The 22262-nt window shown below is 49.3% G+C and carries 20 protein-coding genes; 13 read left to right on the top strand and 7 right to left on the bottom strand.

The genetic code is table 11. The annotated features are described in order from the left end of the window. Positions 1 to 21 precede the first annotated feature (21 nt). From aspS to LWL52_RS00360, 3 genes are all read right to left on the bottom strand, one after another. Positions 22 to 1779, bottom strand: coding sequence for an aspartate--tRNA ligase (aspS, locus tag LWL52_RS00370; RefSeq protein ID WP_242916142.1), 1758 nt, complete (start codon positions 1777 to 1779; stop codon positions 22 to 24). A 67-nt stretch (positions 1780 to 1846) separates the two neighbouring features. Beyond that, a complete protein-coding gene (locus LWL52_RS00365) occupies positions 1847 to 2713 on the bottom strand; it encodes a glycerophosphodiester phosphodiesterase (RefSeq protein WP_242916141.1) in 867 nt (288 codons plus the stop codon). A 639-nt stretch (positions 2714 to 3352) separates the two neighbouring features. Then, entirely contained in the window at positions 3353 to 3796 is a 444-nt protein-coding gene (locus LWL52_RS00360) for a hypothetical protein (RefSeq protein ID WP_242916140.1), read from the bottom strand. Positions 3797 to 3995: 199 nt separating this feature from the next. Here LWL52_RS00360 and LWL52_RS00355 point away from each other — a divergent pair, with 199 nt between their 5' ends. The 5 genes from LWL52_RS00355 (at position 3996) to LWL52_RS00335 (ending at position 8504) form a co-directional block, all read left to right on the top strand. Next, a complete protein-coding gene (locus LWL52_RS00355; protein ID WP_242916139.1) occupies positions 3996 to 4523 on the top strand; it encodes a hypothetical protein in 528 nt (175 codons plus the stop codon). Positions 4524 to 4626: 103 nt separating this feature from the next. Continuing rightward, complete coding sequence (locus tag LWL52_RS00350) at positions 4627 to 5082, top strand: nucleoside deaminase (protein ID WP_242916138.1); 456 nt, start codon at positions 4627 to 4629, stop codon at positions 5080 to 5082. Positions 5083 to 5159: 77 nt separating this feature from the next. After that, positions 5160 to 5768, top strand: a complete 609-nt coding sequence (locus tag LWL52_RS00345) for a superoxide dismutase (protein WP_242916137.1) — start codon at positions 5160 to 5162, stop codon at positions 5766 to 5768. Positions 5769 to 6025: 257 nt separating this feature from the next. Beyond that, the gene (locus tag LWL52_RS00340) at positions 6026 to 7507 is read left to right on the top strand and encodes an MBOAT family O-acyltransferase (protein WP_242916136.1); all 1482 of its coding nucleotides are present in this window, start codon (positions 6026 to 6028) and stop codon (positions 7505 to 7507) included. A 1-nt stretch (position 7508) separates the two neighbouring features. Next, the gene (locus tag LWL52_RS00335) at positions 7509 to 8504 is read left to right on the top strand and encodes a DUF1574 family protein (RefSeq protein ID WP_242916135.1); all 996 of its coding nucleotides are present in this window, start codon (positions 7509 to 7511) and stop codon (positions 8502 to 8504) included. An 88-nt stretch (positions 8505 to 8592) separates the two neighbouring features. Here the strand turns inward: LWL52_RS00335 and LWL52_RS00330 are convergent, their stop codons facing one another. Next, positions 8593 to 10809 carry a cytochrome c biogenesis protein CcdA gene (locus LWL52_RS00330; protein WP_242916134.1) on the bottom strand — a complete coding sequence of 739 codons (2217 nt, stop codon included), beginning with the start codon at positions 10807 to 10809 and terminating at the stop codon, positions 8593 to 8595. Between the two features lie 1149 nt (positions 10810 to 11958). On the opposite strand from LWL52_RS00330, the gene LWL52_RS00325 reads away from it, so the two are divergent. After that, positions 11959 to 13272, top strand: coding sequence for a hemolysin family protein (locus LWL52_RS00325; protein WP_242916133.1), 1314 nt, complete (start codon positions 11959 to 11961; stop codon positions 13270 to 13272). 79 nt (positions 13273 to 13351) lie between these two features. On the opposite strand, the gene LWL52_RS00320 is transcribed toward LWL52_RS00325, so the two are convergent. Both LWL52_RS00320 and LWL52_RS00315 read right to left on the bottom strand, forming a co-directional pair. After that, entirely contained in the window at positions 13352 to 13870 is a 519-nt protein-coding gene (locus tag LWL52_RS00320) for a gamma carbonic anhydrase family protein (protein WP_242916132.1), read from the bottom strand. A gap of 127 nt (positions 13871 to 13997) precedes the next feature. Beyond that, the gene (locus LWL52_RS00315; RefSeq protein WP_242916131.1) at positions 13998 to 14981 is read right to left on the bottom strand and encodes a radical SAM protein; all 984 of its coding nucleotides are present in this window, start codon (positions 14979 to 14981) and stop codon (positions 13998 to 14000) included. Between the two features lie 327 nt (positions 14982 to 15308). Between LWL52_RS00315 and LWL52_RS00310 the strand changes: the two genes are divergently transcribed. After that, positions 15309 to 15692, top strand: coding sequence for a RidA family protein (locus tag LWL52_RS00310; protein WP_242916130.1), 384 nt, complete (start codon positions 15309 to 15311; stop codon positions 15690 to 15692). 9 nt (positions 15693 to 15701) lie between these two features. Here LWL52_RS00310 and LWL52_RS00305 read toward each other — a convergent pair whose 3' ends face one another. Next, complete coding sequence (locus LWL52_RS00305) at positions 15702 to 16154, bottom strand: hypothetical protein (protein ID WP_242916129.1); 453 nt, start codon at positions 16152 to 16154, stop codon at positions 15702 to 15704. A gap of 294 nt (positions 16155 to 16448) precedes the next feature. Here LWL52_RS00305 and LWL52_RS00300 point away from each other — a divergent pair, with 294 nt between their 5' ends. From LWL52_RS00300 to LWL52_RS00275, 6 genes are all read left to right on the top strand, one after another. Further along, positions 16449 to 17057, top strand: coding sequence for a porin family protein (locus LWL52_RS00300; protein WP_242916128.1), 609 nt, complete (start codon positions 16449 to 16451; stop codon positions 17055 to 17057). A 121-nt stretch (positions 17058 to 17178) separates the two neighbouring features. Continuing rightward, on the top strand, positions 17179 to 18072 hold the full coding sequence (locus tag LWL52_RS00295) for a S66 peptidase family protein (protein WP_242916127.1): 894 nt from the start codon (positions 17179 to 17181) through the stop codon (positions 18070 to 18072). Between the two features lie 230 nt (positions 18073 to 18302). Further along, a complete protein-coding gene (locus tag LWL52_RS00290) occupies positions 18303 to 19016 on the top strand; it encodes a hypothetical protein (RefSeq protein ID WP_242916126.1) in 714 nt (237 codons plus the stop codon). A 326-nt stretch (positions 19017 to 19342) separates the two neighbouring features. Next, positions 19343 to 20536: a hypothetical protein gene (locus LWL52_RS00285; RefSeq protein ID WP_242916125.1), complete on the top strand. Its 1194-nt coding sequence runs from the start codon at positions 19343 to 19345 to the stop codon at positions 20534 to 20536. 117 nt (positions 20537 to 20653) lie between these two features. Further along, positions 20654 to 20968 (top strand): putative quinol monooxygenase, encoded by a 315-nt coding sequence (locus tag LWL52_RS00280; RefSeq protein WP_242916124.1) that lies wholly within the window; start codon positions 20654 to 20656, stop codon positions 20966 to 20968. Positions 20969 to 21006: 38 nt separating this feature from the next. Beyond that, complete coding sequence (locus tag LWL52_RS00275) at positions 21007 to 22155, top strand: DUF3179 domain-containing (seleno)protein (RefSeq protein WP_242916123.1); 1149 nt, start codon at positions 21007 to 21009, stop codon at positions 22153 to 22155. Positions 22156 to 22262: the final 107 nt, after the last annotated feature.

The raw sequence follows: 22262 nt of genomic DNA, 5'->3' as shown, positions 1-22262 counted from the left end.
TGACCACACTAAAAACCTGCCTTAATGCGGCAGGTTCTTCATGCGGATGTGGAGTTCGTCGAGCTGCTCCTGCGCAATAGGCGACGGGGCATCGATCATCACATCGCGGCCTGAATTATTTTTCGGGAACGCAATGTAATCGCGGATGGAATCGGAGCCGCCAAAGAGCGAGCACAAGCGGTCGAAACCAAAGGCAATGCCTCCGTGTGGCGGCGCGCCATACTCAAAAGCCTCCATCAAAAAGCCGAACTGTGCTTTTGCCTCCTCTTTGGAGAAGCCCAGCAAGCGGAACATCTGCTCCTGCAAACGGCGGTCGTGGATACGGATCGAACCGCCGCCTACTTCCACACCATTGATCACCATGTCGTAGGCGTTGGCGCGGATGTCGCCCGGGCGGTCATCGATCAGGTCGATATCTTCCGGCTTAGGCGAGGTGAACGGGTGGTGCATGGCATGGTAGCGCTGCGAATGCTCGTCCCATTCCAGCAACGGAAAATCGACTACCCACAACGGCGAGAACACATTTTTATCCCGAAGCCCCAGTTGCGTGCCCATCTCCAGGCGCAGCTCGTTCAGGGCTTTGCGGGTTTTGTCGGCCGGGCCGGCAAGTATAAGCAGCAGGTCGCCGGGCTGCGCATGGAAGGCGGCGGCCCAGGCCTGTAGGTCCTCGGCAGAGAAGAATTTATCAACTGATGATTTTATACTTCCGTCTTCGTTTACGCGGGCATATACCAGGCCGGTGGCCCCGATCTGCGGGCGCTTCACAAAGTCGGTCAGCTCGTCGAGCTGCTTGCGGGTATAAGCGGCGGCGCCTTTGGCGTTGATGCCCACCACCAGCTCGGCGTCATCAAACACCTTAAAGCCTTTGTTTTTGGCAATGCCGTTCAGCTCCACAAATCGCATGTCGAAGCGGGTGTCCGGCTTATCGGAGCCGTAGAACTTCATGGCATCGGCATACGTCATGCGCGGCAGGCGCTCGATGTGTACGCCTTTTACTTTCTCGAACAAATGCCGGATCAGGCCTTCGAAGCGGTTGAGGATATCTTCCTGGGTCACGAAAGCAAGCTCGCAGTCGATTTGGGTAAACTCGGGCTGGCGGTCAGCGCGCAGGTCTTCGTCGCGGAAGCATTTCACGATCTGGTAATACTTATCAAAGCCGGCTACCATCAGCAGCTGCTTAAAGGTTTGCGGCGACTGCGGCAGGGCATAAAACTCGCCGGCATTCATGCGGCTGGGCACTACAAAGTCGCGGGCACCTTCCGGTGTTGATTTGATGAGTACGGGTGTTTCCACCTCTATAAAATAATGGTTGTCGAGGTAGCTGCGCACTTCGCGCATCATACGATGGCGCAATTCTAAATTATGGCGCACCGGCGAGCGGCGCAGATCCAGGTAGCGGTACTTCATGCGCAGGTCATCGCCCCCGTCGGTCTCGTCTTCTATCAGAAATGGCGGTATTTTAGAAGGGTTGATCACCTCCAGCCGCGACACCCGAATCTCGATATCGCCGGTAGCCATTTTATCGTTTTTAGCATAGCGTTCCACCACTTTACCAACGGCCTTGATCACGAACTCGCGGCCAAGGCTGCGGGCCTGCTCAAATAAGTTGGCGGAGGTTAGTCCTTCTTCAAAAGCAAGTTGCGTGATGCCGTAGCGGTCGCGCAGGTCAATCCAAAGCATGCCGCCTTTGTCGCGCAGGCGCTGCACCCATCCGGTAAGTATAACTTCTTCGCCAACGTTGTCTGTCCGCAGTTCGCCGCAAGTATGAGTTCGAAGCATAGTTCTTTTCTAAATCGATGTATGTATAAGGGCAAATTTAATAAAATAAATAGCTTTTAAAGGGGATTTATTCCAGCAGCTTGCGCAGCCGGCGCACATTGTTTACCTCAATGGCATCGGGGCCTTTGTCCAGTATTCCGGCTATAGCAGATGCCGACCTGCCGCCAAACAAAATAACCTGAAGCCCTTGCTGCTTTGCCTGCTGCACCTGGGCGCGCTGTACCACTTTAGAGGCGATCACAAAACCCTGGAATCTATGCTGCAGCACTTTTTGGCGGGTTCCTTCAAAGTCGCCTTCGGCATCGAGCAGCAGCACGGCGGTAGGCGCAGCAGTCCTGAACTGTTCCAGCAGCGCCACATCCGGCGAGATAAAGGCTACTTTGGGGAGCGGGTAGTTATACTTGGCCAGCAGCCGGAGCACTGTTTGGACATAGGCCGGATGGTGTTCGGGCAGGCGGTTGCGCAAATCCAGCTGCAGGTAAGACAGCTCCTGCCGGGTACCAAGGTATTTTAGCAGCTGCTCCAGCGAGATAATGGTCTCATGCTGGAAAGGCTCATACGGAAAGCCCGCCCTGTAGGGCAGGCCCAGCACCCGGGCAGCGGGCAGCGTATCGATCAGGCCCGCGGCGTCGGTAAACGAATCCAGCAACACATCGTGGTAAAGGATAGGCGTATTGTCTTTGCTCAGCTGCACATCCACTTCAACGCCGTCAGCCCCATCCTCGAACGCCTTTTTAATGGAGCCCATACTATTGGGTGGCAAGGGGTTAAACGGGCTGACAGGCGAGAGGAAGCCGGAGCCCGCATGCCCGATCACGAGCACATGCGGGTGGGGCCTGCTCGACGCGGACCGATGGCTCCGGAAGCCCAGGTAACCCGAGCCCCCGATAGCGCCCATGAGCACCACCCACAACACAACTGGCTTTAGCAACATATTTCTGATGGTTTATACTATACTTGCCCGGGTAGTAAAACGGGGATTGCACCCACGTAAGCAGGCGTACACGGGCGCGGCGCACAGGCTTTCCTTCCTGTTTTACTTTATCCGGAAAAATAGGGTTCCAGGAATAAAGGGAAAGATGCCGGGGCATGCCTACACCGGCTTTCCGGCATTTGTCGAGAGAAAAGGAGGGTTAGTATAGTTTATTTTGAGATGGCTACCTATTTTGCTTATTTCAACATCCATTTCAGGTGGCAGATGTGCCCCTGCGCCAGGCCTGCTGCCCGGCTAGCAGAAAAAAAGCGTTAAAACAGCGACCCCGGAAACTTTATACAAGCCGGATTAGTTCTGAAACCGACGTAAACAGGACAGCAGTCGTTCTGCTGATCCGCCAGATGGCAAACGGCCATTGTTCACGCACAGCGCAGCCTGCTCAGGCAAGCCCTGGCATTATTAAAAAGCTTATAAATTTGATTATAACGATCTTGCCGGCCAGTTCCGGCAATCAGAGGCATACTTGTTTAAGGTGAGATGTAAATTAAGTAGCCTTCCGCACTTAAAAATCTACAAATCGAATGGAAAGAGAAGCCATACCTGCTGGGTATGGCTTCTTTGCGTTTATATCCCAAGAGCTTAAAAAAGGCCGCCCAGTTTATCGCCCAGTCCGCCGGGCAGCTTGTCTTTGAGGCCGCTCCCCAGCAGCGTGCCCATGATATCGGACTGGCCCATTCCCTCGCCGCTCACTTTGGACCCCAGCTTTTGCATGATAAAGGTGATCACAAAAGGGCCTGCCTGCCGGGCTATACTTTCGGGCACGCCCAGTTTGGTGCTCAAATCATTTACATACTTGCTGATCATGCTGTTTACGCCGGCATGCTCGGTGGCTCCTTTGTTGCCCTTCAGGATGTCCATGATGCCGCCGAAGTCGCCGCTGGCCGCTTGGTCTTTCAGCCCTTCTTTCAGATGGTCCTGTGCCAGGTCTACAGACTTGCTGGCCGTGTCGGGTTGCAGCTGATACTTGTCCTGCAGCTGGCCGCTAAGCTGCCCTTTTATACTATTTATCAAATTATCCAGCATGGTCTTATACTTAAATGAATGATGAAACGCTCTTAGAAAGTTTAACGGCAGCCAGCCATTTAAGATACCCCCAACCGGGACAATACGGAAACCAAGGCCGCGTTTTGGGTTTGGCAAAGAAATTGCACCGCTAAACATTATCCGAATTTTATAGCTTTGCCCTTCCAAACCCATGAACATGCGATACCTAGCTTTTTTAATGCTTATTTTTTTTGCTGGCACAGCCTTTGGCCAAGCCAGGCTCCGGAAAGTGGAGATCAGCAAGGACATTTTGGTGCAGCTGCCCAAAGACTTCGCCCCGCTCCCCGACGATGGCATTGCCCGCAAATACCCCGCTCCGGTGAAGCCGCTGGCTGTTTATTCCAGCCCCGATGGCCAGATCGATTTCAGCGTAACCCAGAAGCCGTCACAATTCCGTGCCCAGGACCTGAGCATGCTCCGCGAGTTTTACAAAGCAAACCTGCTGGAGCGTTTTTCGAAAGTGGACTTTATCCGCCAGGACATCACCCAGGTCAAAGGCAAGGACTTTATCGTTTTTGAATTTGTATCTACGCTGGCTGATGAGCGCAAAACCAGCAACCTGGCCCCGGTACACAAATACAGCATCATCGAATACACCATCCAAGGCGACCAGCTTTTGATCTTTACGCTGCATTTGCCCGTAAACATGAAAAACGAATGGCAGGCTACTGCCCGCCAGATCATGGCCTCTGTTAAATTAGAGTAGGCCCATACCGGCTAAACCAAAGCTCTGAAAGCCCTTCCCTTTTGGTGGGGCTTTTTTTATACTTACCCTTAACGCTTGTTTATACTTGCGCAAATAAAAACCAATGGCGACAGACTTTTTACATATCTACAGCGATGAGCACTACATGCAGCAGGCCTACCTGCAGGCCCAGTATGCGTTTGAAGAAGGCGAGATCCCGATCGGGGCTGTGGTGGTGAGCAATAACCGCATCATTGCCAAAGCCTACAACCAGACCGAGAAGCTGAACGATGTAACAGCCCATGCCGAAATGCTGGCCCTGACAGCCGCGGCCGAATACCTGGGCAACAAATACCTGCACGACTGCACCCTATATGTAACCGTGGAGCCCTGCGTGATGTGCGCGGGTGCCAGTTACTGGGCGCAGCTGCAACGGGTGGTGTTCGGAACAACAGAGCCCAAGCGCGGTTACAGAAGAGTAGGCAACCTGCTGCACCCGAAAACAGAGATGGTGAGTGGCATTATGGCCGAGGAATGTGCCGCGCTGATGGCTGCTTTCTTTGCCAGTAAAAGAAATTAACTAACTTTGAAACCACGACGTACACCTTAACAGCGTGTAGAAACATCATTTTTTCAAACATAAATAGACATAAAACTATGGCTTTCGAACTACCGAAACTACCGTATGCTTACGACGCACTGGAGCCGCATATTGATGCGCGTACCATGGAAATTCATCATACAAAACACCACCAGGCGTATACCACTAACCTGAATAACGCGATCCAGGGCACAGAACTGGAGAATAAATCCATCGAAGAAATTCTGCAGAACGTGGGCGGCAATACAGCTGTGCGCAACAACGGGGGTGGCTTTTACAACCACAACCTGTTCTGGACCGTTCTGTCGCCAAATGGTGGCGGACAGCCTAGCGGCGAATTGGCTGAGGCGATCAACAGTGCATTCGGCTCTTTCGATGCCTTTAAAGAAGAGTTTAACAAAGCAGCGACCACCCGCTTCGGCTCCGGCTGGGCCTGGCTTTGCGTAAATGAGGGCGGCAAGCTGAGCATCTGCTCTACTGCCAACCAGGATTCGCCTATCATGAACCTGGACCAGGCCTGCACCGGCCAGCCCATCCTGGGCCTGGATGTATGGGAGCATGCCTATTACCTGAATTACCAGAACCGCCGCCCCGACTATATTTCCGCTTTCTGGAATGTGGTGAACTGGGAAGAAGTAACACGCCGCTACAACGAAGCGAAATAGTGACAGATACTAAACGATAGTTATAGGTATTATACGCCTACCAATTTGAAAAAGCCCTGACCTTAACCGGCAGGGCTTTTTTGTATTAATGGATTCTGCTACGGGTAATATGGTTGAATCCCTTCTTGCTTTTATTTAAATCTATAGCTATTTTTTTATAAACTTAAAACCTAAATATACTATAAGCAGTATATAGGCCATCATATTTAGAGTTTCCATTCAGGAAGAAAAAAATTAACGGTTTCACCCCTTATTGTATGCTGTTTAATTCATTTGAGTTCCTCATTTTTTTCCCGGTAGTCACGCTACTTTACTTTCTGCTGCCGCATCGGTTCCGGTGGGCCTTGCTGCTTGCAGCCAGCTGTGTGTTTTATATGTTTTTCAAGCCGGTCTACATTCTGATCCTGTTCTTCACGATTGTAATAGACTATTATGCCGGCATCTTGCTAGAGCAGAGCAAGACACAAAAGCAACGCAAAAGGTATCTGACGGCCAGCTTAGTGGCTAACATCGGGGTACTGGCCGTGTTTAAGTATTTTAACTTTTTCAACGACAACATTACCTCGTTAGCAGAAGTGATGGGTGTTACCAACCCTATCCCCTATCTGACAATACTCCTGCCCATCGGTCTGTCTTTCCACACGTTTCAGGCCATGAGCTATACGTTTGAGGTATACAGAGGCAATCAGAAGGCAGAGCGCCATTTTGGTATTTATGCGCTTTACGTCATGTTTTACCCCCAACTGGTGGCCGGCCCGATAGAAAGGCCTCAGAACGTGCTGCACCAGTTTCACCGAAAGCATTATTTTAATTATGCCGATGCGGCTAACGGCCTTAAATTAATGACCTGGGGCTTATTTAAGAAAGTAGTGGTTGCTGACCGGCTGGCTGTGATGGTAAACCAAGTGTACAACAACCCGACAGATTATGAGGGCATCCCGCTCATCCTTGCTACTATCTTCTTTGCTATTCAGATTTACTGCGATTTCTCGGGCTACTCTGATATTGCCATTGGTTCAGCGCAGGTAATGGGCTTTAACCTGATGGAAAACTTCCGCAGGCCATATTTCTCCACCTCTATTAAAGAGTTCTGGGGCCGCTGGCATATTTCACTTTCCACCTGGTTCCGCGACTACCTGTACATTCCGCTGGGAGGCAACCGTGTAGTGAAGTGGCGCTGGTATTACAACCTTTTTATCGTGTTTCTGGTGAGCGGCTTGTGGCATGGGGCCAGTTGGACATTCATTATCTGGGGAGCTTTGCATGGCTTCTACCAGGTATTTGGCACCATAACGGCCGATGCACGCAATAAAATGGCCGATCTGGTTGGGTTAAACAGGTTCCCCGCCTTTCATAAGTTCCTGCAATGGGGTACCACCTTTGTGCTGGTCTGCTTTGCCTGGATATTCTTTAGAGCAAACACCATACATGATGCCTGGTATATTTCTTCGCATATGTTTAGCGGCTTGCTGGAAGGCGCCCGGGCTATTGCGGCCAATCCGGATGGCATCAGGCTTCAGCTCCTTTATCTGGGGCAGTCTAAAGAGATATTTACCCTGGCCATTGGCGTTGTAGTGCTGCTTATACTTATAGAGCTTGTACAACAGCAGGGAAGCCTGCGGCTACGTATAGCCTCCTATCCTTTTCCTGTGCGCGTAGCAATATACAACGCTTTGATTGTTGCTATTTTGCTCTTCGGTAGTTTCTCTGAATCAGAATTTATTTATTTCCAGTTCTAAGATGAAAAAGTTATTCTTTTTACGCGGGTTAACAGTAGCTATTACTACTGTTGTCTTTTATGCTGCTTTTATACTTGCCTGTTACAGTATAGGGCCACATACCTTTAACAGCTGGATACCTAATGCGCTAAGCACCTCAGGTGGCCAAGGCTATACCCTGCTAAGGCTGAACGAGGCAGAAAAGGCTTCGGATGTCGATATTCTTTTTGTGGGGTCTTCCCAGGTAAACAGAGGATTTGATGTGCGTATATTTGAAAAGAATGGGTTAAAGGCTTTCAACCTGGGCACATCAGCTCAAACGCTTTTCAACTCTTATTATTTATTAAAGGAGTACTTGCCCACCAGCAAGCCCAAGCATGTAGTGCTGGACCTATACTGGGGTGTAGCCAAGAATGATGGCGTGGAACCTTCAATCGATATTTTATCAAATTCGGACTTCGATGAGAGTACGCTTGAGATGGTTCTTGATTTGAAAAACGGAACAGTATTTGGAAGTTTAGCTGCGAATGCCATCTTAAGATTACGCACCCCTATTTATCAAGTTAAGCAAAAAGAGTTTAGAGATTCCGAATACATCTCTGGTGGGTTTACTAAATCTTTGGCAACAAATAATAAACTGGATGCCGAGGACCTGCAAAAAATGAAACCGCTGGAAGCGAATATGAATGATTTCCAGTTAGAATATCTTAAAAAGATTATCGCTTTATGTAAGTCGAGCAACACAAAGTTGATTTTTGTGTTGACCCCGGTTACAAAAGAATATAAGCGCAAGGTGACCAACTACAACAGTTACACCAATAAGATAGCCCGTATTGCCAAGGAAAACAAGATTCCATTTCTAGACTACAATCAGCGGGAGGAGCTTTCGCTGGTGTCATCCGAAGATTTCTCAGACCGAAACCACCTGGCCCAAAGTGGGGCAGAGAAATTTGACAGTTTGTTTATAAAAGACTTGGGTAAGCTGGGCGTCTCGCAATTAAGCTTATCGCGAAAGTAACACAGTAGAGCATACTTGCCTAAACATAAAATCCCTGCCGCAGCAAAATAGCTACAGCAGGGATTTTATCCTTTTATACTTAGAAACCTTACTTCGCTGCTACCTCCCGGTTAGCTTTGTAGGCAGCTACGCCGGCATCCAGAAATTTAGTAAAATTCTCGACGTTCAAGTCGTAGGCAATCGGCGTTACCAGCACGTCTTCCTGCGCATTCATCAGCACATAGTATGGCTGGGCGTTCACGTTGAACTTTGTGATCTGATAATCCGCATACTTCTTGCCGATCGTGGTTTTCTCTTTCTGATCGTAGGTGCTTACGTAGCGTTCGCTTTGCGGCAGCTCGGTTTTATCATCCACATACAGGGCTGCAATGATGTAGTTATCGCGCAGGCGCTGAAGCACCGCCGGGTCCGACCAGACGTTGGCTTCCATTTCGCGGCAGTTCACGCAGCCGTGGCCGGTAAAATCGATAAAGATGGGCTTACCCTGCTCCTCTGAGCATTTCTTTGCCTGCTCCAGGTCAAAGTAGCCTTTCAGGCCATGGGGCAACTCAAACAGGTCGCCATACTTGGGGGTGGCACAAAGCTCTCCGGCACTGGCTATACTTGTCCCGCCGCCGGCATTCTGGTGGGCAATGCGGTTTAGGTCAAAGTCGTGGGTAGACTGCGGCGGCAGGTAACCGGATAAGGCTTTGAGGGGCGCCCCGAACAGGCCCGGCACCAGGTATACCACAAAGGCAAAGGTAGCAATGGCCAGGAACAGGCGCGGCACGCCGATATACTTCAGCTCGGAGTCGTGCGAGAACTTGAGCTTGCCCAGCAGGTAAAAGCCCATCAGCGTAAAGATCACGATCCAGAGAGCCAGGTATACTTCACGGTCCAGGAGGCGCCAATGGTAGACCTGGTCGGCTACACTTAAAAACTTAAGCGCCAGGGCCAGCTCAATAAAGCCCAGCACTACCTTCACGGAATTAAGCCAGCCGCCGGATTTGGGCAAACTGCTCAGCCACGAGGGGAAGATCGCAAACAAGGTAAAGGGCAGTGCAAACGCCAGTGAGAAGCCGAACATGCCCGCTATCGGGCGCAGCGTTTCGCCACCGGCAGAGGCAACAAGTATACTTCCCACTATTGGGCCGGTGCAGGAAAAAGACACCAGCACCAGCGTAAAGGCCATAAAGAAAATGCCAACCCAGCCACCTCTATCTGCCTGCGCATCCACTTTAGTCAAAAAAGAGCTTGGCAGTGTGATCTCGAAGAGTCCGAAAAAGGACATAGCAAAAACAACGAACACCAGAAAGAACAGCACGTTGGGCAGCCAGTGGGTGCTGAGGAAATTGGCGCCATCGGCCCCGAACAAGCGCGCCACCACGGTACCGATAATAGTATAAATAGCGATGATGGAAAGCCCGTAGAACAGCGCCTTCACAATGCCCTGCGCCCTGGAGTTGCTGCCTGTAAAAAAGCTCACCGTCATGGGGACCATCGGAAACACACAGGGCGTAAGCAACGCCACCAGCCCCGAGCCAAAGGCTACAAGTATAAAGGCCCACAAGCTGCCTGAGTTTATGCTGGCTGCCGGAACGGCGGCAGAAGTGGCAACTGCTGACCGGGGCGTGTTTTCAGCAGGTGCTGCTGCTACTGTGCCAACAGGCCTCGTAGCAGTGTCCTGTGCTGTGGCAGGCGCCGCAACCGATGCGTCGGGCTGGGCGGCGGCTTGAGTAGGCTGCTCCTGCTGCGGGGCTTCTGTGGGGGTATTTTTTGCAGGCGCTGGCTGGCTTGCCGCCGGCGTGGTAGTGGCTGGCTGAGCGGCAGTGCCCGTTACGGTAATCTGCTTGTTTGTAAACGTGAAGGCATCATCGAAAGGAATGCACTTGCCATCCACATCAGAGCATACCTGGTACTCGTAAGTGCCTTTTACCTGCAGGTTAGGCTGTAACACACGGATCTTCTGCTTGAACTGGCCCGTGCCGGTAAAGTATGTATACTCTCCTTCCCACAGCTCATCATACTTCTTTTTCGGGTGCACAGGCACGATCTTACCTATCAACTCATACGAAGGGTCTTTTGCAAACTTGAACTCGGTCACCATCGGGCCCAGTTCCGGGTCAAAGTCGGAGGAGTACAGATACCAGTTCTTATCGATGCGGGCGTTGAAGATGAGCTCCACTTCCTCGCCTACGGCCACCTGCTTTTTAGAAACATCATAGCTCCAGGTGGCGGGCTTCAGGATCTGCGCCTGAGCTGCGAGCACGGTGAGCCAGAACAGCAGCAGCGTGAGCAAGGGCTTTCTTATGTTGTGTGGGTACATGGTGTTTGCGTTATCTTTCCCGCGCTGGCAATGTGCCGCAGCCGGTTAGTGTTCTTTTGTACTGATTTATACTACAAAAGTATGGAATTTTGGCATCATACGGCAGCCTCCGGCAATTTCAGATCCGGGTTATCGGACAGACAGCCATTTTAAAAGGCTTCATGCCTGCCTGCCGGCTACAGAAAGCCGCCACATGCTCCTCGCCCTACTTGCCTTTGAAAATATTTTGTGCTGCAGGCAGTACAATTTTGCGCCTGCCCGATCCAGGCCAGAAGTAGCCCAGTGAAGGAAACAGACCTCTCAGGAGGCTTCAATTTCAATTGTAGATGCTCTTTTTGTATAAATTATGTCCAAATAAAAATAAACATAATAAAATTATTATATAAAAACATATACCTTCTTTAATATCTCCCGTATCTACTCTCATTTATAGCACACTACATTACAGGGTTGCACACTACAGCGTTCCATTTAACTGATAATGAGCTAGCTGCACCCTTAAAAGAAAGCTGTTTACGGACAATCAGATAAATCAGGAGCATACCAGGAATCTTTAGCAGGCGGCTTTTGTCTTATTAATATCAAATTAAAAACGGGAATAAGTATAGTATGATACAAAACCTTTACACACACGAGGAACCGCTTATCTTAACAACGGAATGCGGCAAAATGTTTGCCTCAGTCTTTAAAGCAGTGCAGCTTATGCGTGACGAGCGGCATAACTTTCACGTGGTGTATAAGACTTTTGCAGGCGAGTATATTTATTCTTTTTGCAATCCTTTCCTGGATACTTCTTCAGGCAATATTTACAGGCTGATTTCTGAGTCGGAGGCAAAGCAAATTTTTTTGCCGCATCTTTCCCAGGATAATGCCCGTGAACTGTTCAACACTTACTAGGTGGCGCCCATCCATTTGGTAACGACCTTCTGAAGAAATATCTAACCGCAAAAGGTGCCATCCGGCACCTTTTCGTTTTTTACCCCACTGCCGCTACGGGCATCCGTAAAATGCCTATATTTAAGAGCAACAGAACCAGCTACCTGGCGCTAATGCTTTTAAACTGCCTGGGGCAAAGTATACTACATACTGTAAAAGCACGTATTTTAGTTAACTTTACACCCTTGCAGGTAAACACACCTGGGAAAAACTATGGCCTTAGACCTTTTACTGACTTTATTTCTTGTACTTCTGAATGGCTTCTTTGTGGCAGCCGAATTCGCCATTGTGAAGGTCCGGGCTTCCCAGATCGAGTTGCGGGCCCAGACCGGCAACGCCATGGCAAAAATTGCGCAGCACATGCTCGTCCACCTCGACGCCTACCTTTCGGCCACGCAGCTGGGCATTACGCTGGCCTCGCTGGGGCTGGGCTGGATCGGAGAGAGCGTGGTGTCCCGGATCGTAATTCAGGCCATGCACGCCTTTGGCTACAGTGGCGGCGAGGAGCTGGCACACAGCATTGCGTTGCCTATCTCTTTTGCGATTATTACGGTGCTACACATCGTTTTTGGCGAGCTGGCGCCTAAATCCCTGGCTATTCAGCGCTCTGAGTCCACGGCGCTGGCCGTGGCAGTGCCGCTTCGCTTCTTTTACCTGCTTTTCCGCCCCTTTATCTGGATGCTGAACGGACTGGCTAATGCCGTATTGAGCCTGGCTAAAATAACGCCTGCCCACGGTTCGGAAGTGCACTCGGCCGAAGAGCTGCGCCTGCTCTTTGAGCAAAGTGTGGAGAGCGGGGCTATCCAGGATTCGCAGCACGAACTGATCGAGAATGTGTTTCAGTTTAACGAGCGCATGGTGAAGCAGATCCAGGTGCCGCGTACCAAAATGGTGGCCATTGATGTGCACATTGCCGAGCAGGATCTGATGGAAGTGATCTTTACGGAGGGATATTCGCGCCTGCCTGTTTACGACGGCAACATCGACAATATAGTAGGCATCCTTTACGTGAAAGACATTTTAAGCATTATGCGCCTCGGCGAGCCCATCGTGATCGAGCAGCTGATGCGCCCGGCTTATTTTGTGCCGGAAACCAAGAAGATCAACCTCCTGCTCAAGCAGTTTCAGCGCCGCCACATGCACATGGCCGTAGCCACCGACGAATTTGGCGGGGTATCGGGCATCGTGACCATCGAGGATATTATTGAAGAACTGGTGGGCGAGATACAGGACGAGTATGACGAGGAACCGCCGATCGTAGAAAAAATAGGCGAGTATTCGTACAAGGTCAGCGGCTCGGCTGCGATCTCCGATGCCAACGATTTCCTGCCCTATCCGCTGCCCGAAGGCGAAGATTATGAAACCGTGGGTGGCATGATCAACGTGCTCTACGGCCAGATCCCAGAAGACATCAGCGAAGCGGCCCTATTTAACGAATACGAGATAAAAGTAGTGGAACGCTCGGAACGCAAAGTGGAGTGGGTGCTGCTCACCGTTCGCCACGCCGCAGAAGCAACTGAAAGCTAAAAGGCCGCTTTAATACTTGCCGGCACTGGCCGGAAGTTAAGCGCAAGAGAGGCTGGCGCAGTGCCAGCCTCTCTTGCGCTTATTCTTTGCCCGTGAACCAGCCGCTGTACATGACGTAATTGTTGGCCACTTTGTCGAGGCCGGCCACCTGCTCTGCGCTCAGCTGTTTCACTTTCCGAGCCGGGATGCCGGCATAGATCCACCCCGACTCGCAAACAGTATTCTCCAGCACGATAGCGCCGGCGGCAATGATACAGTTCTGCTGCACCACGGCATGGTCCATCACAATGGCGCCCATCCCGATCAGCACGTTATCGGCTACGGTACAGCCGTGCACAATGGCCCGGTGGCCGATAGAAACGTTGTTGCCAACGGTGGTAGCAGCTTTTTCGAAGGTGCAGTGGATCACAGCGCCGTCCTGGATGTTGGTCTTGTCCCCGATCCGGATGCTGTTCACATCGCCCCGGATCACGGCATTGAACCACACCGAACATTCGTTCCCCAGCTGCACATCGCCTACCATGGTGGCATTTTCAGCAATAAAGCAATCCTGGCCCATCTGCGGCTTCACGCCTTTTACCGGAAGTATAAGTGGCATAGGTTTAATTTTGAATAACTGAATTTTGAATGAGTGAATGTAATTACAAACTATATCCAGGTGAAAGCCTTGCTGGCATTATCTTTTAAGTCCTGCGTCTTGTGCCTAATGTCTAGTAGCTAACGTCTTAAAACGGCAGCAGGCGTTTCCAGGTGCCTTTCAGGTAGTTATACTTCAGGGTGCCGGGCAGGGCTTTCCAGAAGTATTTGTTCACTTCCACGGCAAAACTGGGCTGCATGTAGCAGTTAATGGTGCAACCCTCGCAGGCTGGCAGCCGTCCCTCCTGCTGCTTCAGCGCCGTTACTTCCTGGCTTTGGTATGCTTCGTACAGGTTGCCGTTTATCGGAAAGCTTTTGGTGCCCAGGTGATAACAGGGCAGCACCAGCTCGTTTTCCGGCGAAATGACCAGCGTGGTGCTGGCTGCTTTACAGACCGGGTTGGCCACATGGTTGCCTCCGTCGCGGCGCAGCGCAATAAAGCCCTCGTTGAGGTAAACCTGCCGGCGCCTGCCAAAAGCAGTTATGTAGCTTAGCTCCTCGTCTGATAGTTGCGCACCGGTAGCTACGGCATTATACGCAAAAGCCGGGTTCAGAATCAGCAACAGCTTGTTTGGAAGTATGATCTTCTGGTAGACCTCCTCCAGTTGGTGCAGGTTGTCTTTAAATACGGTGAACAGGATATCGGGCCGCTCCCCCAACGCTTTCGCCACCTCAATCGACTCCATCACAAAATCAAAGCACGCCACGCCACGCCCGGCATCATGCTGCTCCTTATCGGCAGCATCCAGCGAAAAGTGTAGCATGTCTACCTTGCCTTTCAGCCTTGCGGCTAGTTTAGGGTACAGCATGCCATTTGTGGTAAGCGTGGTCACAAAACCCATGTCGTGGGCCATGCCCAGCAGCTGGTCTATCTGGCGGTGCAGTAGGGGCTCGCCCCCAGTAAAGTCAATTACCCGCACGCCCAGCCGCTTCAGGTCGCGCAGGTTTTGCTGCACATCTTCCGGCGTAATATAAGGCGATGGTTTCTCCCAGATGTCGCAGAACGAGCACTTTGCGTTACAGCGGTAGGTAACGTAATAATTGCAAAGCACAGGTTTGGACCGAAGGCGCATCTTTTGTAATTACGAATTAAGAATTACGAATTACGAGTTTTGACCTGAGAATCGGAAATGTAGGTTGATTGTTGAATTGCTGAATTGTTGTTTGTTGAATGGTTAGAGGGGGGTGTTATACTTTGTTGCTCTGCTTTTGTCGTGCATTCCGTCAGCTATACTTGCTTTCGCGCCTCCTGAAAGCTGAATCAGCAATTAACAACCAGCAACTAGCCATCAAGCGCTCGCCTTTGTATATGCTCTAACCAACAAGTTATACTTCTACAGCTAATGACTTGCTAGCAAAAACACGCAGCAAGAGCGTTAACTTTCTAACTTTCTAACTTTATGATCCGACAGAACATTTCATCCGGGGCCGTGTGGGAAGACCTGGTGGGCTACAGCCGCGCCGTGCGCATAGGCAATATCGTAGAGGTGGCCGGCACAACAGCTACCGAAGGCGATGAAGTGATAGGCAAAGGAGATGCTTACGCACAGACAACGTATGCCCTGCAGAAAATAGAAAAAGCCCTGCTACAAGCCGGCGCTACGCTGCAGGACGTGATCCGCACCCGCATCTTTGTGACCGATATCAGCCAGTGGGAAGCCGTTGGCCGTGCACATGGCGAGGTTTTTCAAAGTATAAAACCGGCCACTACCATGGTCCAGGTAAGCGCCCTGATCAACCCGGAACTACTGGTGGAGATAGAGGCAACAGCGATTATAGGCTAGTATGTCGCGCTACTTAACTTCTTTTATTTTTTTGTAAATATCATTGCCTACATCACAGGCAAGATTGTTGTCCGATAATGTGCCGTCAGGATTAAGGCACAGATAGGTTTGGTTTGGAGAGCAACTCGCGGCAATGGAAAAGCCGCCTTTCTGCTCTTTGACATCCAGGTATTCCAGCGCAATATAATTTTTACCGTCCCTGTATTTCCTGGTAAACGTACCTGTAGCTTCTTCGCCGCTAGAACGGAATTTGCGGAAAGTGCTGTCGGCAGACAGGGTATAATACTGTTGGTATGTGAGTTCGTTTGCTGAATAGACTCTTCCAACTAAGCCTGGCTCATAAGTAGCTAACTGCCATGTTCCTGTAAAGGTAACAGGCGCTACTTCTTCTTTATCAGCATTGCAGGCCGCTGCAAAAACAACGACAAAAAGGAGGGTGAATGCGCGTAAGAGTCGTTTCATACTATCAGCTTATAAAGTGAGGTTTGTTATAGGACCCTTTTTCAATAAGAAGGTTGCAAGGCCTGCTTTATTTATTCGGATCAGGCGGTATCTGCTGAATTTCATCGCTCCTTTATGCCCTGCCCTTTCCGTGGCGCAGATCATAAATCCCCAAAACCACACCCGGTATCTGAAATTATGCCTGCACCCTGCGTTTACCTTATATCTATGCTGCTGCGTACTAAAAGGCTATTTGTTTGTCGTTATCTCTGAAATACAACAAGAGAAAGCAGTGTCATTTAAAACAAACCAGTTATGAAGCATCTATTTTTAACCATACTTGCCTGTTGTGCCATCAGTATGGCAGCGCAGGCACAGATCTTTACGGCGGGCATTAAGGCTGGCGTTAGCTCCTCCAGCGTGGACGTAGAAAATGTAAAGAACAACTTAACCCAGTTTAAAGAAAGCGATAACATCACGGGCTATCATGCCGGGGCATTTCTGCGGCTGGCAGCGGGTAATCTTTTTGTGCAGCCCGAGGGACTTTTTACTTATACCGGCGGTAAGGTAGAGTATAGCAACGATCCTAACACCACCGACCTGCACGTGGAAAAATTTAAATTTACGCGGCTCGACGTGCCCCTGCTGCTGGGGTACAAGGTGTTTAACGTGGTGCACGTAAATGCCGGTCCAGTGGCCAGTGTGCTGCTCAACGGCAAGTTTGAGGGCGATAAAATAGACCAGTACATGAACAATGCCGAATGGGGCTGGCAGGCCGGCCTTGGCGTGGATGTGGGCAACCTGGTAGCCGATCTGCGTTACCAGGCCCTGAACAGCGGCTACGAAGATGCCGTAAATGGCAACTATGATATCAAGAACGGCCAGATCATGCTGAGCCTGGGCTTGAAAATAATTGGCAAGTAAGCGGCCCAAACAAAATAACAGGCGCCTGCCTGGGGTAACACCCACGCAGGCACTTTTGCTTTTCAGGCACATGTCGGCTAAAAAGCATACCTTCGCTTTCAGAGTATAAAACACCCATCCTATGCCTGCATCCTTACGCCCCGGCGACAAGATCGCCATTATCGCCCCTGCCCGCAAAATAACTGTACCGGAAATAGCGCTTGCCATCAGCACTTTTGAAAGCTGGGGCCTGGAGGTGGTGCTGGGAAATACCATCGGGGCCAGCTACAACCAGTTTGCCGGCGACGATGCCCAGCGCCTGCAGGACCTGCAGCATATGCTGGACGACGATAGTATAAAAGCCATTGTCTGCGCCCGCGGCGGCTACGGCACCACCCGCATAGTAGACCAGGTTGATTTCAGCAGGTTTCAGCAGCACCCCAAATGGCTGGTGGGTTTTAGTGATGTAACGGCGCTGCATTGCCACATTCATACATTAGGGCTGGAAAGTATACATGCCATCATGCCGGTGCTTTTTCCAAAAGTAGGTACCGCCCCCTCCATCGAAACGCTGCGCCGGGCATTGTTTGGCGAGGAGTTTATTTATACGGCCGCGCCGCATGCCTTTAACCGGACCGGCATTGCTACCGGCCAGCTGGTGGGCGGTAACCTGTCGATGCTGCTCACGCTTACCGGCACCCGCTCCGATATCAGCACCGACGGCAAGATCCTGTTCCTCGAAGACCTGGACGAATACCTTTACCACATCGACCGCATGATGGTGCACCTGGACCGCAGCGGCAAACTGGCCAACCTGGCCGGCCTGCTCATCGGCGACATGAGCGACATGCACGACAATGCCATTCCCTTTGGCAAAACAGCCTACGAAATCATCCTGGAGCACACAGGCAAGTATAGATACCCAGTCAGCTTTGGCTTTCCGGTAGGGCACGAGCCCCTGAACCTGGCCATGATCTGCGGCCGCACCGCACAACTGAATGTGAATGAAATAGGCGTGCAACTGGCCTATTGTTAATGATTGAGCATTATCTGCTTATCCCCTAGAAAAGCCAGCACCTCGTATGGCCGTGCTATACAATTTTAATATATTGTAGAAGGGAATTGCTGTTGCGCTCAAAACCGGTTGTGCTGCCTGCTACCGCTATTATTTAAGAGAAATGCCTTCCTACCTAGAGCGGGTAAAAGCCGTGGCATGCAACAGCAACCGGACACACGTGCTGTGGAATTCGCCCTTTCAGATAAAGCATGGAAAATTTTAATGTTTATACATACCGGCGCCTACGCAGAGCAATAGGCTATTTAGGAGTAAGCCTGCCTGTTATGTTAGTGCTTTTATCTCAGTTCCCTTTCTTCAAAACGCAGGTACAATCCTCTATCAGTTATTACTATTATACCAACCTGAGGGAGATCTTTACCGGAACCTTATGCGCCGTTGGCTTATTTTTGATACGGTATAAAGGCCATGGAAATGTTTCGATATGGAAAAATGACAACTTACTGACTAATATTGCCGGTTTTATGGCGATCGGCGTTGCCCTGATACCAACAAGCCCCAATCACCCTAGCGAAAAAGTGTACACCATCATTCCGTATGACGCAGCGTTCCTGGGCTACCTGCATTATGGCTTTGCGGCCGTATTGTTTGGCACATTCTCGATCTTAGCGATCAATGTTTTTACCATAGGGCAGGAAAATCAGGTTAACACGCCTGTGAGCATCATCAACGAAAATAATATTTACCGCTTCTGCGGATATTCTATTATTCTGTTCCTCATTATGGTGCCCATTTCGGCGCATTGTCACCGTTTTAAATACGCTACACTGTTGTTCGAAGGTTTATCGCTGCTGGTATTCGGAATAGCCTGGCTTATAAAAGGACGTGCTTTGGGAGATAAAGGTAAAATAGGCGAGAAGTTATACCGGGAAGCAAATCCAAACAATACAGAAACCGGCACCTGAAAAATAAACTACAGCTACCTACAGCAGCTGCTTAACCGGAAGTAGAAACTGTGTAGCATTTCCTTATTTGCCCGCATTTAAGTTCTTATGGCTCTTGCTAGAGTATGAACTGATTGTGAGAACATCAACAGTGGCAGCAATACAATGGTTTGTATTGCAATTATATACGATTTTTCTATATTGTGAAAGGGAATCGCCGTTGCGCCCAAAAACGGTTCTTATGCTATTCTCCCTCTATTTTTTAACAGAAACGATCACCTTCGTACATATTGCAGAAAACGTATGTTTACTGTTATACAATAGTTAGGCATAATGAAAAAGAAATAATGACTATTGACGAAGCTATCGACAAACTAAATGATATAAGCATTTACTTCATTTGGGATCCAAAAGGAGAAGAACCTTATTTCGAAAAGTATAAGACAAAGGAGAAAGTTAAATTTAATCACTATCAAGGAATCTATACAAACGAAAGAAAAGATTACGGTTTTGATGAGGTAATTGAAGCTGCAACTGAGATAGAGAATGTTAAAATATTAGGAAAAGGTAGATTGAGAACAAAGTCATACGCATTCCAAATTGTCAACCCAGTAAATAAAAATGCAATTGCTTATAAATACAAACCACCAAAGGACAAAATTCAAACAACTCTCAATGAAATTAAAGTAAGTATTGAAAGTTCTTCATTGATTCATTCGGTTGCGATCATTGATAAGCAGCTGACTTCGAGAATGTCCCCTATGTCAGAGTATCCTCAAGTCGTTCAAATAAATTTTGGTGACAAAAATCCTATTGATGAAGAATGTAATCACATAATTAATTCCTTTTTGTTTGAACTTGAGAATACTTATGATTTAAAATTTGAATTTCTTGATTATAATCATCCACATCCAGGCCCATCTTTTAATATAAATGATTTTCCAAGAGAAAAAGAATTTAATCAATTAGAAGTAATCGCAAGAAAGATTTCAGAAAATCAATTACCCGATTATAACACACAGGCAATTGAATTATATCTAAATTCTAAACATACAGACAATGAAGAAATCAGATTGATGTTACTATATAAAGTATTTGAATATTTTGGACCTATTGTCATTAAACTGGAAACACAAGAAGAATTAGCTAAGAAACTTTCCAACCCTAAAGTAAATGACCCAGATTCAGAATATTTAACATCAATTATTGAGTTAGTAACGAAATATAATAAGAGAAGTAATGACTTAGGAATGCTGAAGGAAGTATTCAAGAAATGTATAGATTTAGAAATAATTAAAGGCGAACTACCTTCATATTTATCAAAGACACTTAGAAAAAAGACGGATTTTACAGAGTTAAAAACAAGAGTAGCACAATCTTTATACTCAACAAGAAATTCTATTGTTCATGCAAAATCAAATTACGAAAGTGAAGGAAATGAATGCAAAGCAGAAGAATTAAGTCAGTTTAATAAGTTTTTAAGTTTAGCTGCATCCCAATTAATCAAATGGCATAAGTGTTTACCAAAACATCAAAGATAAAAGAGCAATATGGCTAACCACACCCATAAGCCAGCTACGCCGCCTTATGGCCAAGTCCGTTAGCCAAAGCCTCTTACTAATCAGCTATCTCCCAATCCCCACCTAACCAACAAAAGCATGACAAAGAAATACGGGCTTCACGGAAAACTAACAGCTGCCGCCGGTCAAAAGGACAAGCTTGCATCCATCTTGCTGGAGGCCTCCCGGCTGGTTTCCACGGCAAAAGGCTGTCAGGTATACCTGATCAGCGAAGATAAAAACGAGCCGGACGCCGTTTGGGTAACCGAAGTATGGGATAGCAAAGAAGACCATGACGATTCCCTGAAAGTGGCCGGGGTAAGAGAACTGATCGGGCAGGCCACTCCCATTCTGGCAGGGCAACCCCAAAAAGGCCAGGAACTGACGATCTTAGGAGGCACAGGCATCCGCTGATTTAAAGCCAGAACACGGAAGACATTACTGCTATAACCATGAAAGGAAAAGCCAAACTGTTTTATCTGGGCATTGCCGGACTGCTCCTGTTCGAGCTTGCCAATGTTTATTTCATCATGCCCATGCCGGGCAGCCAGGAAATAAACAGCATCGGGCTGGCCTATTTCCTATACACGTGGCGCTGGGTCTTTCGGGTGCTGTTTGTGGCCATGGTGGTATTGGGGCTGCGGAGTGCGCTACGCCGGAACCGCTGGCTGCCTTATGCGGCCCTTTTACTGGTGATCGGGATCGCCTACGGTACCAACTTTAAAATGGCAGCCGATACCATGTTCTACCAGCCTACCAAACTGCAGCTCACAAATGCGGCGCAGAATACGGTTGCCCCAGACCGGCTGGTGTTGGGGATAACCTACAAAGGGCAGGCAAAAGCGTATCCCGTTCAGTACCTGGGCTATCACCACCAGGTGCGCGATAGTATAGGGGGCAAGCCGGTTATGGTAACTTATTGCACCGTTTGCCGAACAGGCCGGGTGTTTGAGCCTGTAGTGAACGGCAAGCCTGAAAATTTCAGGTTAGTAGGTATGGACCATTTCAATGCGATGTTCGAGGACGAAACAACCGGCTCGTGGTGGCGACAGGCTACCGGCCAGGCCGTTGCAGGCAAACTGGCCGGCCATACGTTGCCCGAATATCCCTCTATGCAAACCACCTTAACCAAATGGCTGGAACTGCACCCGCAAACCCTGATCATGCAACCGGACAAGAAATTTCAGGCAGAATATGATAGTTTGAAAACCTACGAAAAAGGAAGGCTGACAGGAACGTTAACCCGCCGCGACACCAGTTCGTGGCAGCCAAAATCGTGGGTAGTGGGCGTATCTCTCGGCAACGACAGCAAATCGTACGACTGGAACAGGCTGCAGCAGGAGCGCATTATTTACGATGTGGTGCACGGCCAGCCCATTGCGGTTATACTTTCCGAAGACAAAAGCAGCTTTGTCGTGTTAGCGAGAGAAAACAGGGAGCAGGCATTTACCCTTCAAAACGACACGCTCATCAGCCAGGGGAACCGCTATTCGTTTTTTGGAAAATCGCTGGATGCCGCTCAGCCGGACCTGAAAAGCGTAACCGCCTACCAGGAATACTGGCACAGCTGGAAAACCTTCCACCCGATGACCAAGTGGTAAACAACCGCCAATTCCATACTTCCTGAAGCTTATACTTCTGTTAGTTCTGGTAATATCCTTCCTTTATACTTCGGGCCTTGAAGTATACTTTAGCTTGTTGCAGCAAG

Source organism: Pontibacter liquoris (genome assembly GCF_022758235.1).
Lineage (GTDB): Bacteria > Bacteroidota > Bacteroidia > Cytophagales > Hymenobacteraceae > Pontibacter > Pontibacter liquoris.
The sequence above is the reverse complement of the archived record's forward strand: the minus strand, read 5'-3'. Positions and strand labels throughout refer to the sequence as shown.

Coding starts and splice junctions, on each gene's coding strand:
- LWL52_RS00330 (WP_242916134.1), bottom strand. CDS start 10,809: ATGTACCCACACAACATAAGAAAGCCCTTGCTCACGCTGCTGCTGTTC.
- LWL52_RS00310 (WP_242916130.1), top strand. CDS start 15,309: ATGATCCGACAGAACATTTCATCCGGGGCCGTGTGGGAAGACCTGGTG.
- LWL52_RS00335 (WP_242916135.1), top strand. CDS start 7,509: ATGAAAAAGTTATTCTTTTTACGCGGGTTAACAGTAGCTATTACTACT.
- LWL52_RS00295 (WP_242916127.1), top strand. CDS start 17,179: ATGCCTGCATCCTTACGCCCCGGCGACAAGATCGCCATTATCGCCCCT.
- LWL52_RS00340 (WP_242916136.1), top strand. CDS start 6,026: ATGCTGTTTAATTCATTTGAGTTCCTCATTTTTTTCCCGGTAGTCACG.
- LWL52_RS00285 (WP_242916125.1), top strand. CDS start 19,343: ATGACTATTGACGAAGCTATCGACAAACTAAATGATATAAGCATTTAC.
- LWL52_RS00360 (WP_242916140.1), bottom strand. CDS start 3,796: ATGCTGGATAATTTGATAAATAGTATAAAAGGGCAGCTTAGCGGCCAG.
- LWL52_RS00305 (WP_242916129.1), bottom strand. CDS start 16,154: ATGAAACGACTCTTACGCGCATTCACCCTCCTTTTTGTCGTTGTTTTT.
- LWL52_RS00300 (WP_242916128.1), top strand. CDS start 16,449: ATGAAGCATCTATTTTTAACCATACTTGCCTGTTGTGCCATCAGTATG.
- aspS (WP_242916142.1), bottom strand. CDS start 1,779: ATGCTTCGAACTCATACTTGCGGCGAACTGCGGACAGACAACGTTGGC.
- LWL52_RS00345 (WP_242916137.1), top strand. CDS start 5,160: ATGGCTTTCGAACTACCGAAACTACCGTATGCTTACGACGCACTGGAG.
- LWL52_RS00355 (WP_242916139.1), top strand. CDS start 3,996: ATGCTTATTTTTTTTGCTGGCACAGCCTTTGGCCAAGCCAGGCTCCGG.
- LWL52_RS00275 (WP_242916123.1), top strand. CDS start 21,007: ATGAAAGGAAAAGCCAAACTGTTTTATCTGGGCATTGCCGGACTGCTC.
- LWL52_RS00325 (WP_242916133.1), top strand. CDS start 11,959: ATGGCCTTAGACCTTTTACTGACTTTATTTCTTGTACTTCTGAATGGC.
- LWL52_RS00280 (WP_242916124.1), top strand. CDS start 20,654: ATGACAAAGAAATACGGGCTTCACGGAAAACTAACAGCTGCCGCCGGT.
- LWL52_RS00365 (WP_242916141.1), bottom strand. CDS start 2,713: ATGTTGCTAAAGCCAGTTGTGTTGTGGGTGGTGCTCATGGGCGCTATC.
- LWL52_RS00315 (WP_242916131.1), bottom strand. CDS start 14,981: ATGCGCCTTCGGTCCAAACCTGTGCTTTGCAATTATTACGTTACCTAC.
- LWL52_RS00320 (WP_242916132.1), bottom strand. CDS start 13,870: ATGCCACTTATACTTCCGGTAAAAGGCGTGAAGCCGCAGATGGGCCAG.
- LWL52_RS00290 (WP_242916126.1), top strand. CDS start 18,303: ATGGAAAATTTTAATGTTTATACATACCGGCGCCTACGCAGAGCAATA.
- LWL52_RS00350 (WP_242916138.1), top strand. CDS start 4,627: ATGGCGACAGACTTTTTACATATCTACAGCGATGAGCACTACATGCAG.